Genomic DNA, 18,734 nt, shown 5'->3' on the forward strand with positions numbered 1-18,734 from the left:
CATATTTATGAAATAAAATTAATTTTTTCTAAATAAAATACAAACATTATGCCCACCAAATCCAAAAGTATTAGACATACTAATTTTAATTTCTTTTTTAATAGATTTATTAGGAATAAAATTTATTTTTTGATCTATATTTTTATCAATTTTAACTAGATTGATAGTTGGGGGAATTATTTTTTTTGTTAATGGCAATATGGAAGCAATAGATTCTATTGCTCCAGCAGCTCCTAATAAATGTCCAGTCATTGATTTTGTAGCATTAATATTAATATCATATAAATTATTTTTAAATACATTTTTTATAGCCTTAATCTCTGCAATATCTCCTAATTTTGTAGATGTTCCATGTGAATTAATGTGATTTACATCTACAGATTTAATATCTGCATCTTTTATTGCAGATTTCATTGCTAAAATAACACCTTTTCCATCAGGATGTGGAGCTGTTACATGATATGCATCTCCTGACATTCCAATTCCTATTAATTCAGCATAAATATTAGCTCCTCTATTTATAGCATGTGTATATTCTTCTAGAATTAGACATCCTGCACCTTCTCCAAGGACAAATCCATCTCTATTTTCATCAAATGGTCTTGATGCAGTTTTATAACTATCATTTTTTGTAGATAACGCATTTAATGCATTAAATCCACCTACACCACTTTGTGTTATAGCAGCTTCTGATCCTCCTACTATCATTACATCAGCTTTATTTAGACAAATTAAATGATAGGCATCTACAATAGCATTTGATGATGATGCACAAGATGAAACTGTTGCATAATTAGGCCCATGTAATCCATAATTTATTGATATAAATCCAGCGGTGATATCTATAAGCATCTTAGGAATAAAAAATGGACTAAATCTAGGATAATAATTTTTATTAACATGACTAATTATTGAATTTTCTAAATTCAGTAATCCACCTATCCCAGATGCCCAAATTACTCCAATTCTTTCTTTTTTTTCATTTAAAAAATTTATTTCACTATTTTTTATAGCTTCTTCAGAAGCTATAAGACCATATTGAGCACATGGATCTAATTTTTTTATTTCTTTTCTAGAAAAAAAAACTTTAGGATCATAATTTTTTAATTCACAAGCAAACTTAGTTTTATATTTTTCGGTATCAAAATAAGTAATAGGAGCCGCTCCGCTTTTTCCATTAATTAATGATGTCCAATAATCTTTAACATTATTTCCTATTGGAGTGATAGCCCCTATTCCAGTGACTACTACTTTTTTTAATCTATATTTATACATAAAATCATAATGCTTAAAACATTATATATTTTTATCTTTCAATAGATTTTTTATAGCGCTTATAGCTTCCCCTACTGTTGTAATTTTTTCTGCTATTTCATCAGAAATACTAATTTCAAATTCTTTTTCAAATTCCATAATAAGTTCAACTATATCTAATGAATCTGCACCTAAATCATTAGTAAAACTAGAATTAGGACGAATATTTAACTCTTCTACACTTAGTTTATCTACAATTATAGAATGAACTCTAGATACAATATCAGACATAATATATTTTTTTAATTTTGTAAAATTAGTAAACTTTTGGAAATCATAATATAAATTTAATTCTTTATATCATAATTTTTAATTCAATAAAATAAATCATTTTTATCTAAAAAATTTTTTATATATTTTCTAATGAAATCAAAACTTTTATATTAACTATATTTCAAACACATATACATATATTTTCATAACTAATCTATAGTCAAACTTATACCATTAACAGTTATAAAAAACTTTTTTTTTACATTAAAAAAACAACTAACTTCCATTAAGCTTAGGTATGTTTATAACACTTGCTATCGCATTTACATATTATTGAACTAAGAGATCCTTCTATATATACTATTTTTTAACAAAAAAACTTCTTTATAAATTTAACAAAAATTATTACTTTTTAATGAATCTATAATTGGTAAATTATATGTTTTCTTCATAAACCATAAATAAATAATTATCATGATATAAATTATATAGTTAAACATATATAATTTTCATAAATATTAATTTCATTATTATGGATTACAAAAATTCTATAAATAATCTTTTTTTAATATAATTTATGTACTCTTACTATATATATTTATTTCATTAAATATTTTAAAATAAATTTCTTAAGTAAAAAATTAATCATAATATAAAATTACTATTATTTAATTTATATTAAATTATAAAAGAATAATAATAAAATTTTTGTTTACTTTTAAAATTCCTTTTTCTATATTTAGATTTTTTTTAATTTTTTTTTTATTTTTAAATTTTAAATTTCCTTTTTTCAGGATAGAAATAAATGAAGTATGATTTTCCAGAATTTGAAAATAACCGTTTAATCCTGGAGCTTTTAAATAAAAAACATCTTCTTCATATAAAATTTTATCAGAATTTATAATTTTTAATTTCATTATCTCACATGTTCTATAACTTGATCTATAGTTCCTTTAAGGTTAAAGGCATGTTCTGGTATATCATCTAGATCTCCATCCATAATCATATTAAATCCTTTAATAGTATCCACAATTTTTACAAATTCTCCATTTAATCCCGTAAATTGTTTTGCTACATAAAAAGGTTGAGATAAAAATCGTTGAACTTTTCTTGCTCTATTAACTATCATTTTATCTTCATTATTTAATTCTTCCATTCCTAAAATAGCAATAATATCTTGTAGAGATTCATATTTTTGTAAAATATTTTTAACACGTTGTGCACAATTATAATGGTCTTCTCCTACTATATTTGGAGATAAAATATTAGAATTGGAATTAAGAGGGTCCACTGAAGGATAAATCCCTAATGATGATATTGTCCTAGACAAAACTGTAGTAGCATCTAAATGTGTAAAAGTTGCAGCAGGAGCAGGATCTGTTAAATCATCCGCTGGTACATAAACGGCTTGAACTGAAGTAATAGATCCATTTTTAGTTGATGAAATTCTTTCTTGCATTAATCCCATTTCAGATGATAAAGTAGGTTGATATCCTACAGATGATGGAATTCTACCTAATAAAGTAGATATTTCTGATCCAGCTTGAGTAAATCGAAATATATTATCTATAAAAAATAAAACATCTTGTCCTTTTTTTTTATTGCTATTTTTATATTTATCTCTATAATATTCTGCTAATGTTAGTCCAGCTAAGGCAACTTTAGCTCTAGCTCCAGGTGGTTCGTTCATTTGTCCGAAGACAAAAGTTGCTTTTGATTCTTTTAATAACTTTTTGTTAACTTTGGATAGATCCCAATGACCATTTTTCATAGATTCTATAAAATTATTACCATACTTTATTATACCGGATTCTAACATTTCTCTTAATAAATCATTTCCTTCTCTGGATCTTTCTCCTACTCCTGCAAATACTGATCTACCACCATATTCCTTTGCTATATTATTTATTAATTCTTGTATTAATACAGTTTTTCCTACTCCAGCTCCTCCAAACAATCCAATTTTACCTCCTTTTGGATAAGGTTCAATTAAATCGATTACTTTAATTCCTGTATATAAAATATTTGTATCCGTAGATAAATCATTTAATGATGGAGGATCATTATAAATAGATCTTTTTTCATCATAATCTGTTATATCACCTAAACCATCTATACATTCACCTAAAGCATTAAAAACTCTTCCATTAATGGAATCTCCAATTGGGATAGTAATTGTACTATTTAAAACATTAACCGTTTGTCCTCTATTTAATCCATATGTTTCATCCATAGAAAGACATCTTACTTTATTGTCTCCTATATGTTGTTGAATTTCTAATATTATATTTTTTTTATTATTTAATTTAACTATCAATGCATCATATATATTAGGAATCTGATTTGTTTTTTCAAAAAAAACATCTATTACTGGACCTATAATTTTTACTATTTTTCCTTTTACATCCCCCACTTTTTATACATTATTTACAATTTTAATTGAATATAATCATTATTTCTATCTTTATATTTGTATTTAAAGAAAAATAAAAAATTTTGAAAATTTATTCGTTTCTCGATGAATTTTATTCTTCTATTCCATGTATTTTAACTATTGGAATTTTTGATGGAGTTCATTTGGGGCATAAAAAAATAATTCAAAATTTAGTATTTGAATCTAGAAAAAAATTTTCTTCAGTTTTAATTACATTTAATCCACATCCTAAAGAGATACTTACTTCAAAAAGTAAGTTTTATTATCTTAATACTATAAGAGAAAAAATATTTTTTTTAAAAAAAAATGGGGTAGAAAATTTAATTATCCACCCGTTTACCAAAAAATTTTCAAAATTAAAAATGAAAGATTTTTTTTACTTATTTTTAAATACTAAATTTTGTATAAAAAAAATTATTATAGGATATGATTTTCATATAGGAAGTGATAGAAATCAATCTTTAAAAAGATTAAAAAATTTATCAGAAATTTTTCATTTTAAATTTGAAATAATATCTCCTTATAAAATGGATAATGAAATTATTAGTTCAACTAAAATAAAAAATTCTATTATTATAGGAAATATAGAATGGGCTAATAAAGCGTTAGGATATTTTTATACATTATCTGGATATATTATAAAAGGTAAAGGAATAGGTAAGATTATCGATTTTCCAACATCTAATATAACAATTGATCCAAAAAAATTAATCCCAAAAAAAGGAGTTTATGCAGTAAAAATTCGTTATAAAAATAATTATTATGATGGTATGATGAATATTGGAACTAATCCTACTATTGATTATAATAATCAAATTAAAATAGAAACAAATATATTTAATTTTTCAAAAAATATTTATGGAGAAAAAATTGATATTTTAATTATTAAAATGATCCGTGAAGAAATTAAATTTTCTTCAATAGAAGAATTAAAAATTCAAATTATAAAAGATAAAAAAGTTATTGTAAAATTTTTTAAAAAAATTTTTCAAAACTTATAGAAATATGAATAAAACTAATTTATCTAAAATATTTAGATTATGTGTAAAAAAAATTAGTTGTAATAAAAAATGTATTTTTTTATTACAAGATTATTATTTTTTAAATATTATTTCAAAAAAAAAAAATGATTTAGATAAAAAATTTATCATAGAAAATTCAAAATTTTTTACAATCAAACAATTTATAGAATTTTCTTCTGGATTAAAAAGTATAAATCAAAATGATATATTATTAAATTTTTTTTCTATTATAGAAAAAAAAGATAAAAAATATTTTAAAAGATTTACGGAATGGATACCAGGTATATTAAATAATTTTCAAAATATAGATATAAACCTGGTTGATATAAAAAATTTTTTTCAATCTGTTATTACAGAAGAATTGATAAAAAATTATTATGAAATTTCTAAAAAAAAAAAATCAATTTTTTTAAAAAAAATTCAAAAATATTATTTTGAATTTAAATCATTTTTATTAAAAAAAAATATTACTTATAACGGATTATTATTAAAAAAAAGTATTCAGAATATTGATATAATATTTCCAAAAAAATTTAGTAAAATTATTTTTCTTAATAAAAAAAATTCAATTTTAAATACATGGGAAGAAAATTTTATAGAAAAAATTAATTCTAATAAAAAAATAATTTTTTATCAAATTCCAAATCAAAAATTAATATCTAAAACTTTTAAAATCAATAAAAATAAATATTTTAAAAATTTAAAAATTATTAATGTTAACAATGAAATAGAACAAGTTAAAATAATAGAAAAAATAATAGAAAAATTTTCAAACAATAAGTGTATAAAAAAAATTTTACTAATATTAGGAGATAATCATTTATTAATTCCTATTATTAATTTAACAAATAATAAAAAAATAAATATATCATTTAATATAAATTATCCATTTAAAATTATCCCTATTCATTATACTTTTATTTCCATATTTAATTTTTTACTGAATAAAAATAAATTATTTAATAAAAAATTTGTAAAAAATGATATAATTAAATTTTTATCAAATGGATACATTCAAAAATTTTTTTCAAAAACAAAATTTTTATTAAATAAGTTGAATAAAAAATATCATACTCACTACATATCATTTAATTTAATAAAAAAATTTTTGATAAAAACTGATATCGAAATAATATTTCAAATAAATACAAATAAAATTTACTCTATTTTAAATGGTCTCCTAAGTTTTATAAGAAAATTAAAAAATTTTCTTATAAAAAACTATAAAAAACATTTTATAGAATTAAAATTTATTTCTAAGATAGAGTATTATATACAAAAATTAAAAATTATATCCAGAAAAAAAACGTATTTATTTGATGGAATTAGAGATATATATAATATATATAATCAATTTGTAAATACAGAAAATATTAATTTTATTTATAATAAAATTTGTAAAAACTCTAATCAATATTTATTTATCAATGAATTTAAGGAATTAAAAAATTTTTTCGTAAAAAAATTTGATATTTCAATAATAACATCATTAAATGATGGAATCATTCCACCTAAAAAAAATATTGATTTATGGTCAAATAATCAATTAATAAATAATGAAAAATATTTTTTTTCATTTTTTAACAAAATATATACATCTTCTAAAAGAACATATGCGATATATAAAAGTAATCCTGATGAAATTAATTCAGGAGAAAAAAGTAATTTTCTTCGTCATATCATATATAAATTTAATACAAAAGTAAAAAAATATAATTTACCTTTTGCTCCCAATCAAAATGTAATAAATCCTATTTCAATAGAAAAAACAAATCTAATTAATAAAAGATTACACGAAATTTGTATGAATGGAATATCTCCTTCTTCTATACATTTATATAATTACGATCCTATATTATTTTATTATAATAAAATACTTAAAATTGAAAATTTTAAATCAAATTCTTATAAAACAAATATTGGAAATATTGTACATGGTATATTAAAAACATTATATATTTCTGAGATAGAAAGTTTTTTAACTTTAAAAAAAATTAAAAAAATAAAAGGAATTATCAATAATAAAATTATTGATTTTTTTTATAATAAAAAAAATATTTTTTCTTTTGAAGAAACATCAAAAATTACTATGTTTTTAATAGAGGATTATATAAAAAAATTTATTTTATTAGACGAAAAATTAATTAAAAAAGGAAATAAAATATTTATAAATAAAATAGAACAAAAATTTTCCACTTGTTTAAATATAAAAAAATCAAGAAATATTATATTACATGGAATAATAGACCGTGTAGATCAATATAATGGAATTAATAGAATTATTGATTATAAAATAGGAAAATTTCATTTAAAAGAAATAAATATATCAAATTATAATATTAAAAAAATTTTTGAACATCCTAAATATCATAATATAATGCAATTAATCTTTTATATTTACCTATGGTTTAAATATGATATAAAAAATCAAAAATCCCCGGTTGCGATTACAATTATATCTCCAAATAAAAATAATATAATATCAAAAATATTAATAAATTTTTTTGATGAAAAAAAACCATATATAATGTATAAAGATTATATAAAAAATTTTTTACCATTTCTTACTAAAAGAATAAAAAATATATTAGATGTAAAAAAATCCATAAAAGAAAATATCTAATGATTCAGTATATATTTCGTAATATAATTACCTACATCTTCAGTATTAGATGGATTACTTTTATTTATATCTTCTGTTGAAACTTTACATAAAATAGAATTTTTAACTGCTTGATATAATAAATTTTTTTCTTTATACATACCAAAATGGTTTAACATCATTCCAACTGACAAAATACATCCTATTGGATTGGCTATATTTTTACCTTTTGCTTCTGGATATGATCCATGTACAGGTTCAAACATAGATTTATGATTTTCTCCTATAGATGCAGATGGTAATAAGCCTAAAGATCCAGTTATTATACTAGATTCATCCGATAAAATATCTCCAAACATATTATCTGTTAATATAACATCAAATTGATTAGGTCTTGTAATAATTTGAATAGTTGCATTATCAATATATAAAAAATTTAATTTAACATTTGGATAATCTAAACTAACTTCATGTACAACTTTTCTCCATAATTTAGAAGTTTCTAATACATTTGATTTATCTACTAAAGTTAATTTTTTCTTTCTAACTAAAGAATTTTCAAACGCTATTTTTGCAATTCTTTCAATCTCTTTTTTAGAATAACTACAATAATCATATGCGTAATTTTCTGATCTACCTTTTTTACCAAAATAAATACCTCCTGTCAATTCTCTATAGATTAAAAAATCTGATTTATTTATATATTTTTTTTTTATTGGAGAATTATCAATTCCTGAAAAACAAATGATAGGACGTATATTACAATATAAATTCATTTTTTTTCTTAACTTCAATAATCCATCTTCAGGCCTCATTCCAGTTGGATAAGAATTGTATTTATTATCTCCTACGCACCCAAACAATACTGAATCTGATTTGATACAATCATTTATAGTTTTGTCTGTAATAGGATTATTTTCTTTATCTATAGATGCTCCTCCTACTAAAAATTTTTTATAATAAAATTTGTGACCATATTTTTTTGTAATCGCATTTAGTACCTTTAAAGCTTGTTTCATTATTTCAGGGCCAATCCCATCACCTTCTATAATAGCAATATATTTATTCATTTTATTAAAAAGATATTTTACGATTTTTTTCGAAATTAATTATATCATTTTTTATAGATAATAAGAAATCTATATCATCATAACCATTTAAAAAACAATTTTTTTTATATGGATGAATATAAAAATATTCATTTTCATTTGTTTCTATTATTGATATTATTTGGTTAAGTAAATCAACTTTTATTTTTATTTTATGATTTAATTTTATTAAATTAAATAATCTTTTTATAAAAGTTTTTGATATTTCTATGGTTAACAATCCATTATTTAATGCATTATCTTTAAATATATCTGCAAAAGAATTAGATATAACAACTTTGAAACCATAATCTAAAATTGCCCATACTGCATGTTCTCTACTTGATCCACATCCAAAGTTGTTTCCAGATAAAAGAATACTCCCATAAAATTTATCAAGATTTAATATAAAATTTTTTTCTTTTTTACGCCAATCTATAAAAAGGTATTTTCCATATCCTGTACGATCTACTTTTTTTAAATATCTAGATGGAATAATTTGATCTGTATCAATATTATTTATTTCAATAGGAACTATTGTACTTATTACAGTATTAAACTTTTCCATAAAGTATTTTGTGATTTTTAATATATTTATTAATATCTACTATTTTTCCTTCTATAGCTATAATAGCTGCAGTTAAAGGACTTACTAATAATGTACGTGAATTAGGGCCTTGTCTTCCTTCAAAGTTTCTATTAGAAGTAGAAACACAATATTTATATGGAGGTATTTTATCTTCATTCATTCCTAAACAAGCAGAACATCCAGGTTTACGAAATTCTAATCCAGATTCATTAAATATTATATCTAATCCTTCTTTTTTTACTTCATTTATGATTTTATTTGATCCAGGAACAATCATTACAGAGATATTTTTTGCTTTTTTTTTACCTTTTACTACAGATGCAACTAATCTTAAATCTTCTATCCTTGAATTTGTACAACTTCCTATAAAAACATAATGAATAATTTTTCCTATTAAAGATTCTCCTGGATAAAACCCCATATATTTTATAGATTTATTAAAATTTTTTGAATTATTATTTGGAATAGAATCTTTTATTTTTATAGCCAATCCAGGATTTGTACCATATGTAATCATTGGTTCAATATTTTCAGCATTAAATATAAATTCTTTATCAAATATTTTATTTAAATCTGTTTTTAATGATTTCCAATATCCTAATATTTTTTTATTTTTTTTTATAAATTTTATTCCTAATTTTTTTTTTATATATTCTAAAGTAATTTTATCCGGAGATATTAATCCACCTTTTGCTCCCATTTCGATACTCATATTACAAATAGTCATTCTTCCTTCCATACTCATTTTATTAAATACTGATCCAGAATATTCTATAAAATATCCATTTCCTGAATTCACTCCTAATTTAGAAATTAGGTATAAAATAAGATCTTTTGGAGTTGATCCATTTTTTAAATTTCCATTTATACAAATTTTCATTTGTTTTGGTTTAGATAATAATAAACATTGAGTAGCCATTACCATAGTGATTTGACTAGTTCCAATACCAAACGCAATACTACCAAAAGCTCCATGAGTAGAAGTATGGCTATCTCCACATACAATAGTCATACCAGGTAATGAATGACATAATTCGGGCCCAATTACATGAACAATTCCGTTATTTTTATGACCCAATCCATATAACTTTTTTATTCCAAATTTTTTACAGTTTATTGTTAATAAATCTAATTGTTTTCTAGATAGAGAGTCTGAAGCTATTTTCGTTTGATTTTTTGTAGGGACATTATGATCAGCTGTTGCTACAATTTTATCAGATCTAAATATAGATAAATTTCTTTTTTCTAATTCAAAAAAAGATTGAGGACTTGTTACTTCATGTATGTAATGTTTATCTATATAAATTACATCTATATCATTATCTAATTTTTTTACTATATGAGAGTCCCAAATTTTATCAAATAAAGATTTCGGCATTTTTTATTATCAAATATTTTTATAAAGTTAAAATTTTATTACTTAAAGATTTTATAATTCAAAGAAGCTTTTTTTATTATCATTTTTAATTCTTCATTATTTATTTCATTTTTTTTATCAGCATATTTTATAAAAATAGAATAAATTATGTCTAAAGAATTTTTACTTAAATTAAATCCTAATTTTTTATAACGGTAGTTTAATGCTGCTCTACCACTTTTAGAAGTCAGGATAATAGATGATTTATTAACGCCAATTTCTTTAGGATCAATAATTTCATATGTTTCTTTTTTTTTAATTACTCCATCTTGGTGAATTCCTGAAGAATGAGTAAACGCATTCAATCCGACTATTGCCTTATGTGGTTGTACTTTTATACCTGTATAATTAGATACTAATTTACTAATAGATGATAATAATTTAGTATTAATATTAGAAAATAAATTTAGATAATGATTTTTTTTTAAAATCATAACTATTTCTTCTAATGAAGTATTTCCAGCTCTTTCTCCAATTCCATTAATAGTACATTCTACTTGTTCTGCTCCATTTATTATTCCATATAATGAATTAGCAGTTGCTAATCCTAAATCATTATGACAATGAGTAGATAATAAAACTTTGTCAATTCCCTTAACATTTTCTTTTAAAAATCGTATTTTTTTTCCATAATTTTCTGGTAAACAGTTTCCTGTAGTATCAGCAATATTTATTATTGTTGCTCCATGTTTTATTACATTTTCACAAATTCTTGCTAAAAAATTATTTTCTGTTCGTCCAGCATCTTCTGCATAAAATTCAACATCTTCTACAAATTTTTTTGCATATTTTACTGCATTAATAGCGATATCCATAATTTTATCTGGATTACTATTAAACTTATAACGTATATGACAATTAGAGGTACCTATTCCTGTATGGATTCTAGGTTTTTTAGCATTTTTTAAAGAAATTCCTGCAATTTCTATATCTTTTTTTAACGCTCTCGATAATACACATATTGTTGTATGAGATATAGATTGAGATATTTTTTGTACTGAATTAAAATCTTCTGGACTAGATATAGGAAATCCTGCCTCAATTACATCTACACCTAATTCTTCTAATCTTTTTGCTATTTCTATTTTTTTTTTAGTATTTAATTGACATCTTGGAGACTGATCTCCATCTCTTAATGACGTATCAAAAATATGAATTTTTTTTTTTCCTACCATAACTCATATCGGAGTTTACTAAATAAGTTTCAAAACTATTTTTTATAAAAATAAAATTGAAATAAATTATTTCAATATTTACAATGTTTAATTATTGTAATTATTTATTATATATCTATTAATCAATGTTAATATTATAAATTAATTACAATGTCTAATAAAAAAAATAATTATTTAGATTACCTTTTATTATTTATTCAAACTCTTTCTAAATCTGAAAAAAGAAATTTTAAAATTTATGTAAATCGTATTAAAAAAAATAAATATTCTAAATATTTAGAATTATTCGAAGTAATAAATCATATGAATGTTTATGATGAAAAACATATTTTAAAAAAAACTACAATAAGTAAAAAACAACTTTCTAATGTAAAATTTAATCTATATAAACAAATATTAATAAGTTTAAAAATACAACTTACTAAAAATAATTTTGATATTCAAATACATGAGTATTTAGATTTTTCTAAAATTCTTTATAATAAAGGATTATATATACAAAGTTTAAAATTTTTAAAAAAAGCAAAAATTATTGCTAAAAATTATGAATATAATACAATTTTATTAGAGTTAATAGAATTTGAAAAAATGATAGAATCTCAACATATAACCAGAAGTAGTTATGATAGATCTATAAATTTATCTACAGATTCTAATGAACTAATAGGTAAAATTAAATATCAAAATGATTTATCTAATTTATCTTTAGAATTATATGGATTATACTTAAAAGTAGGATATGTTAAGAATGAAAAAGATAAAATATTTGTAGAAACTTATTTTAGAACTAAAATACCAAAATTTAGTATTAATAAATTACGTTTTTATGAAAAATTATTTTTATACAAAGCTCAAATATGGTATCATTATATACAACAAGATTTTTTAATGTGTTATCATATTTCATTGAAATGGATAAAATTATTTCAATTTCATACAAAACTAAAAAAACTAACTCCAATTAATTATTTAAAAGGATATCACTATTTGTTAGATTCTTTATATTATCTAAATTTTTATTCAAAATTTTCTATTGTACTACAACAGTTTGAAAAAGAAATAGAAAATGGAGATATAATTATAAATGAAAATACTAAAATTTTTATTTTTATTTATAGATATACTAATCTCATTAATAAACATTATATGGAAGGTACTTTTACTGAAGGAGTCAATAAATTAATTCCATTTTTATTGAATAAATTGAGAAAAATATCTAAAAAAATAGATCCTCATTATATTATGATTTTCTATTATAAAATTGCTTGTTTATATTTTGGAAGTGGAGATAATAAAAATACTATATATTTTTTATTGAAAATTATTGAAAATAAAAAAAATAATTTAAGACAAGATTTACAATGTTTTTCTAGATTATTATATATAATTGCATTATATGAAAGTGGAATAGATGAAAATTTAGATCAAAAAATTAAATCTACTTATAAATTTTTGATGAAAATGGATGATTGGTATTTTGTTCAAAAAGATATTATATTTTTTTTTAAAAATTTAGGAAAATTATATCCAAATCAAATAAAAAATAATTTTAGAAAATTGAAAAATAAATTAATTAAATACTATAATCATCCTTATGAAAAAAGAGTGTTTCTATATTTAGATATTATCTCATGGTTATCTGCAAAAATAGAAAATAAAACTGTTGAATCAATTGTAAAAGATAAATTTATAAAAAATTTTAGATAATCAATTATTTTATATAAAAAAATGTTTGAATAATTAATATTATAAAATATGATAATATAAAATCAACAAAATTATAAAAATTATCTTTTGATTTATATGATTGTATAGAATAGAAAAAAAAACAAATACTAAATGTAAGTTTTAATATTTCCGATAGAATATAAATAATTACAAAAATATTATTTTTTTTATATATGTTACAGAAAAAAAAAATATACTATTTAATGGAAGTAAAAAAGTATATAATTTCAATATAAAATATGGATATTTTTTTAAACATATTGTATTGAATGATATATGAAAAAAAGCTATTACCAAGGTTATAATATTATATAATATAATTTTTTTTATCATATTTTAATTACAATTTTTTATTATGAAAAATATTATAAATGAATTAATATGGAGAGGATTAATACAAGATAGTGTACCTAATTTAAAAAGTGTATTGCAAAAACCTATCACTATTTATGTAGGATTTGACCCCACATCTGACTCTCTTCATATAGGAAATCTTTTAATTATTATTACATTGATTCATTTTAAAAAATTTGGATACAATCCAATAATATTAATTGGAGGGGCTACTGGTCTTATAGGTGATCCATCTGGAAAAAACTCTGATAGAAAAATATTAGATAAAAATACATTAGAAACAAATATAATATCAATAAAAAATCAAATATATAAACTTTTTGATTTTTTTTCAGAAAAAATAGAATTATTAAATAATTATGATTGGATGAAAGAAATATCTTTTATAGAATTCCTTAGAAAAGTAGGTAAATATTTTTCTGTAAATTATCTTATTTCTAAAGATTCTGTTAAATGTAGGATGGAGAATGGTATCCCCTTCAATGAATTTTCTTATTCTCTGGTTCAGGGATATGATTTTTATTATTTAAATAAGATAAAAAATTGTAAACTTCAAATTGGTGGATCAGATCAATGGGGTAATATCACATCAGGAATTGAATTTATAAGAAAAAAAACTGGTAAAAAATTATATGGATTTACTGTTCCATTAATAACTAGATACAATGGAATGAAATTTGGAAAAAGTAATAAAATAGAAGATAATATATGGTTAGATGAAAATAAAACATCTCCATATAAATTTTATCAATATCTTATAAATATATCAGATCTAGAAGTAGAAAAATATATAAAAATGTATACTCTTTTTTCTAAAGAAGAAATATATGATTTAATATTGAAACATAGAAAAAATCCAAACAAAAGATTATTACAAAAAAAATTATCTATTGAATTAACTAAATTAGTACACGGAAATAAGAAATATGAAGAAATAATAAATGTAACATCAATATTATTTAATAAAAATAGTAAAAATTTTAAATATTTAAAATATGAAGATTATATATCCATTTATAATAATATTCCAAACAATGTTTTAAATAAAATAGAATTTAATAATGGAATTCTTTTATCAAATCTTTTAAAAAAAATTGGATTTTTCCATTCTAAGACCGAGTCATTTCGTGCAATAAAAAATAATTCAATTTTTATTAATAAAATTTCTATAAAAAAAGATTTATTAATAGATGAAAAATATATAATAGGTGGAAAATATATATTATTACAATATGGAAAAAAAAATTTTTTTATATTAAAAATAGAATAAAAATTTAAAATTAAAACTAATATCCAAAATTTTTTAATTTTTTATAATTATTTCTCCAATTTTTGTAAACTTTAACAAATAAGTATAATTTTATTTTTTTATCAAAAAATGAGGTAATATTTTTTTCTGAAAAATATCTCAATCTTTTAATAGATTTTTGTTCTTTTCCTATTAAAATAATTTTTTGTGAACGTCTTTCTACATATATAATTGAAGATATATAAATAATATTTTTTTTTTTTTCAAAAAATTCAGTTTTTATTTCAACAGAATATGGTATTTCTTGTTTATAATAATTAAATATTTCTTGTCTTATTATTTCATTAACAAAAAAATAATTATTTCTATCGCTTAACAATTTTTTAGGATAAAAAGGAAGATGTTTAGGTAATAATTTGTAAATTTTATCCATAAGTAAATCTTTATTTAGATTTTTTAATGCAGAAATAGGAAGTATTTCTGATTTAGGAAAAATTTTATTCCAATGGTTAATCGTCTTATATAAAATATTTTCTCTAAATTCTAATCCTATTTTATCAATTTTATTTATTAATATAATTATTGGTATTTTTAATTTTATTTTTTTTAAATTTTTATAAAATATTATTGGTATTTTTGGAAATTTTCCTAATTCAGTAACTAATAATATAATATCTGCATCTTCAAATGATTTTTTAATATATTGCATCATTATTTTATGTAATATATTTTTTGTTTTTTCTAAAAATCCTGGAGTATCAGATAAAATAATTTGTAATTTTTTTTTATTTAAAATCCCCAATATTCTATGACGAGTAGTTTGCGGTTTATTTGTAATAATAGATATTTTTTTATCTAAAATAGAATTAACTAAAGTAGATTTTCCTGTATTAGGAAATCCTATAATATTTACAAAACCAGATTTGTAATTCAAAATTATTTTATTTTTTATTTATAAAAACTATTCCCTTTTCTTTAAAAAAATCTATTAAAATATTATGATTATTTTTGATATTTCCTTTAAGAATTTCTTTAGAAAGATTATTTAATATTTCATGTTGAATGACTCTTTTTAAAGGTCTAGCTCCAAAATTAATATCATATCCTTTTTCTGATAAATATTCTATAGCATCATTTGTTGGTACTATACGAATATTTTTTTTTAATAATAATTTTTTTAACTTTATCATTTGTAATTTTACAATATCTTTAATTTCTTTTCTATTTAAAGGTTTAAATAAAATAATTTCATCAATACGATTGATAAATTCAGGTCTAACTAAGCTTTTTAATAAATCGATTAAATATTTTTTAGTATTTTCTATTCCATAAATAGATATTGTGTTTTTATGTAAATTTTCATGAATTATATCAGCTCCTATATTAGAAGTCATAATAATAATAGTATTTGTAAAATTTACAGTTCTACCCTTATTATCTGTTAATCTTCCATCATCTAAAACTTGTAAAAGAACATTGAAAATATCAGAATGTGCTTTTTCTATTTCATCTAATAAAATTACACTATAAGGTCTTCTTCTTATTGATTCTGTCAATTGTCCACTTTCATCGTATCCAATATATCCAGGAGGAGCACCTATTAATCTACTTATAGAATGACGTTCTTGATATTCACTCATATCTATACGAATCATATTATTTTCATCATCAAATAAATATTCTGTTATAGCTTTAGCTAGTTCTGTTTTTCCTATTCCTGTCCCCCCCATAAATAAAAAAGATCCTATTGGTTTTTTTTCATCTTGCAATCCTGCTCTAGATCTTCTTATTGCATTAGATATAGATTGAATAGCATCATCTTGCCCAATAACTCTATTATGTAATTTGTTTTCTAATAATAATAATTTTTCTTTTTCACTTTCAAGCATTTTTGTTACCGGAATTCCTGTCCATTTTGATATTACTTGAGCAATATCTTCTTTAGTAACTTCTTCTTGTATCATTTTTTTTCCTTTATCCTCTTGTTTTTTTAATTCTTTTTCAAATAATTTAATTTTATTTTCTTCTTCTTTAATTTTTCCATATCTTAATTCTGCTACTTTTCCATAGTCCCCCATTCTTTCGGCTTGTTCTGATTCAAATTTAAAATTTTCTATTCTATCTTTAGACTTCTGTATACCTTCAACTAAATCTTTTTCACTTTGCCATTGAGATTGTAGTTCTATTTTTTTTTCATTTAATTTATATAATTCTTTTTTTAATGGAATTAATTCTTTTTCGTCTTTTTCTCTTTTTAATGCTTCTATTTGTATTTCCATTTGCATAATTTTTCTATATAAAACATCTAGTTCTTCTGGTTTAGAATTAATTTCCATTCTTAATTTAGATGCAGCTTCATCAATAAGATCAATGGCCTTGTCTGGTAAAAATCTTTCATTAATATATCTTTTTGATAATTCTACAGCTGCTATAATTGATTCATCTTTAATCATTACTTTATGATGACTTTCATACTTTTCTTTTATTCCACGTAATATAGATATAGCATCAGTAGTTGTAGGTTCATTAACATATACTTGTTGAAATCTTCTTTCCAATGCTTTATCTACCTTAAAATATTTTTGATACTCATTTAATGTAGTTGCACCTATAGACCTTAATTCTCCTTTTGCTAATGCTGGTTTTAAAATATTAGCTGCATCCATTGCTCCATCTCCTCCACCTGTTCCAACTAAAGTATGAATTTCGTCAATAAATAATATTATTTCTCCGTTTGAAGAAACTACTTCTTTTATTACAGATTTTAACCTTTCTTCAAATTCTCCTTTATATTTAGCTCCAGCTATTAATAATGCCATATCTAATGAAAAAACTTTTTTATCCTTCAAATTATCTGGAATATCTCTACTGATAATCCTATGTGCTAATCCTTCAGCAATAGCTGTTTTTCCAACTCCAGGTTCTCCTATCAGTAAAGGATTATTTTTTGTTCTTCTAGATAAAATCTGTAATATTCTACGTATTTCCTCATCTCTTCCAATAACTGGATCTAATTTTCCCTTTAATGCTAAATCATTTAAATTTTTTGCATATTTTTCCAATATATTATATGTTTTGTTATCATAAAATGAAGTTATATTTCCATTTTTCTTTCTAATATTGTCAATCACTACTTTAATACTTTTTTCTGTTACTCCTTGATCTTTAAATAATTGAGAACATTTATCATTAGTCATGAAAATCCCATATAAAAAATGCTCTGAAGATATAAATTGATCTTTTAAATCATTAGCATAATTTTTGGCTATACTAATCATTTTAATTACTCCTTGACTTAAATGTTGATTAAAAATTTTACTAATTATTTTAGGATGAGAAGATATAATTTGATCCAATCCAATTAATATTGAATAAAAATCAATTTTTAATTTTTTAAAAATAAATGGAATTATATATTTTTCAATATTTATCATTGATTTTAAAATATGTGAATTCTCAATAGATTGATGAGAATGATTTAATGCTATATTTTGTGCTTCTTGTATAATTTCTTTAGATTTTATTGTAAACTTATTGAAATTCATATAA

The 18,734-nt window shown here is 20.9% G+C and carries 14 protein-coding genes; 4 read left to right on the plus strand and 10 right to left on the minus strand.

The window, feature by feature from the left end:
* Positions 1–18: 18 nt before the first annotated feature.
* The 4 genes from fabF to atpD form a co-directional block, all read right to left on the minus strand.
* The gene (gene fabF, locus H0H33_RS02590; RefSeq protein ID WP_185877847.1) at positions 19–1,275 is read right to left on the minus strand and encodes a beta-ketoacyl-ACP synthase II; all 1,257 of its coding nucleotides are present in this window, start codon (positions 1,273–1,275) and stop codon (positions 19–21) included.
* A 21-nt stretch (positions 1,276–1,296) separates the two neighbouring features.
* Positions 1,297–1,545 (minus strand): acyl carrier protein, encoded by a 249-nt coding sequence (locus H0H33_RS02595; protein ID WP_185877848.1) that lies wholly within the window; start codon positions 1,543–1,545, stop codon positions 1,297–1,299.
* Positions 1,546–2,210: 665 nt separating this feature from the next.
* Positions 2,211–2,444: a F0F1 ATP synthase subunit epsilon gene (locus tag H0H33_RS02600; protein WP_185877849.1), complete on the minus strand. Its 234-nt coding sequence runs from the start codon at positions 2,442–2,444 to the stop codon at positions 2,211–2,213.
* Entirely contained in the window at positions 2,444–3,940 is a 1,497-nt protein-coding gene (gene atpD, locus H0H33_RS02605) for a F0F1 ATP synthase subunit beta (RefSeq protein WP_185877850.1), read from the minus strand. Before atpD ends, H0H33_RS02600 begins: the two co-directional genes overlap by 1 nt.
* An 83-nt stretch (positions 3,941–4,023) precedes the next feature.
* Here atpD and H0H33_RS02610 point away from each other — a divergent pair, with 83 nt between their 5' ends.
* Both H0H33_RS02610 and H0H33_RS02615 read left to right on the plus strand, forming a co-directional pair.
* Positions 4,024–4,962 carry a bifunctional riboflavin kinase/FAD synthetase gene (locus H0H33_RS02610; protein WP_185877851.1) on the plus strand — a complete coding sequence of 313 codons (939 nt, stop codon included), beginning with the start codon at positions 4,024–4,026 and terminating at the stop codon, positions 4,960–4,962.
* Positions 4,963–4,966: 4 nt separating this feature from the next.
* Positions 4,967–7,606 (plus strand): PD-(D/E)XK nuclease family protein, encoded by a 2,640-nt coding sequence (locus tag H0H33_RS02615; protein WP_185877852.1) that lies wholly within the window; start codon positions 4,967–4,969, stop codon positions 7,604–7,606.
* On the opposite strand, the gene leuB is transcribed toward H0H33_RS02615, so the two are convergent.
* Genes leuB through H0H33_RS02635 form a run of 4 tightly spaced genes read right to left on the minus strand, consistent with a single transcriptional unit; the run spans position 7,603 to position 11,854 of the window.
* Complete coding sequence (leuB, locus tag H0H33_RS02620) at positions 7,603–8,655, minus strand: 3-isopropylmalate dehydrogenase (RefSeq protein ID WP_185877853.1); 1,053 nt, start codon at positions 8,653–8,655, stop codon at positions 7,603–7,605. The genes H0H33_RS02615 and leuB overlap by 4 nt on opposite strands.
* Before the next feature lie 4 nt (positions 8,656–8,659).
* Positions 8,660–9,241: a 3-isopropylmalate dehydratase small subunit gene (gene leuD, locus H0H33_RS02625; protein WP_185877854.1), complete on the minus strand. Its 582-nt coding sequence runs from the start codon at positions 9,239–9,241 to the stop codon at positions 8,660–8,662.
* On the minus strand, positions 9,228–10,640 hold the full coding sequence (leuC, locus tag H0H33_RS02630; RefSeq protein WP_185877855.1) for a 3-isopropylmalate dehydratase large subunit: 1,413 nt from the start codon (positions 10,638–10,640) through the stop codon (positions 9,228–9,230). The genes leuD and leuC overlap by 14 nt, the downstream gene beginning before the upstream one ends.
* A gap of 38 nt (positions 10,641–10,678) precedes the next feature.
* On the minus strand, positions 10,679–11,854 hold the full coding sequence (locus tag H0H33_RS02635) for a 2-isopropylmalate synthase (RefSeq protein WP_185877856.1): 1,176 nt from the start codon (positions 11,852–11,854) through the stop codon (positions 10,679–10,681).
* A gap of 150 nt (positions 11,855–12,004) precedes the next feature.
* On the opposite strand from H0H33_RS02635, the gene H0H33_RS02640 reads away from it, so the two are divergent.
* Both H0H33_RS02640 and tyrS read left to right on the plus strand, forming a co-directional pair.
* Positions 12,005–13,561 (plus strand): hypothetical protein, encoded by a 1,557-nt coding sequence (locus H0H33_RS02640; protein ID WP_185877857.1) that lies wholly within the window; start codon positions 12,005–12,007, stop codon positions 13,559–13,561.
* Positions 13,562–13,937: 376 nt separating this feature from the next.
* Positions 13,938–15,206 carry a tyrosine--tRNA ligase gene (tyrS, locus tag H0H33_RS02645; RefSeq protein ID WP_185877858.1) on the plus strand — a complete coding sequence of 423 codons (1,269 nt, stop codon included), beginning with the start codon at positions 13,938–13,940 and terminating at the stop codon, positions 15,204–15,206.
* 16 nt (positions 15,207–15,222) lie between these two features.
* Here the strand turns inward: tyrS and era are convergent, their stop codons facing one another.
* Both era and H0H33_RS02655 read right to left on the minus strand, forming a co-directional pair.
* Entirely contained in the window at positions 15,223–16,119 is an 897-nt protein-coding gene (era, locus tag H0H33_RS02650) for a GTPase Era (protein WP_185877859.1), read from the minus strand.
* Positions 16,120–16,126: 7 nt separating this feature from the next.
* A complete protein-coding gene (locus H0H33_RS02655) occupies positions 16,127–18,730 on the minus strand; it encodes an ATP-dependent Clp protease ATP-binding subunit (RefSeq protein WP_185877860.1) in 2,604 nt (867 codons plus the stop codon).
* Positions 18,731–18,734: the final 4 nt, after the last annotated feature.

This window comes from Blattabacterium cuenoti, assembly GCF_014252415.1.
In the GTDB taxonomy this organism is placed as follows: Bacteria; Bacteroidota; Bacteroidia; order Flavobacteriales; family Blattabacteriaceae; genus Blattabacterium; species Blattabacterium cuenoti_Y.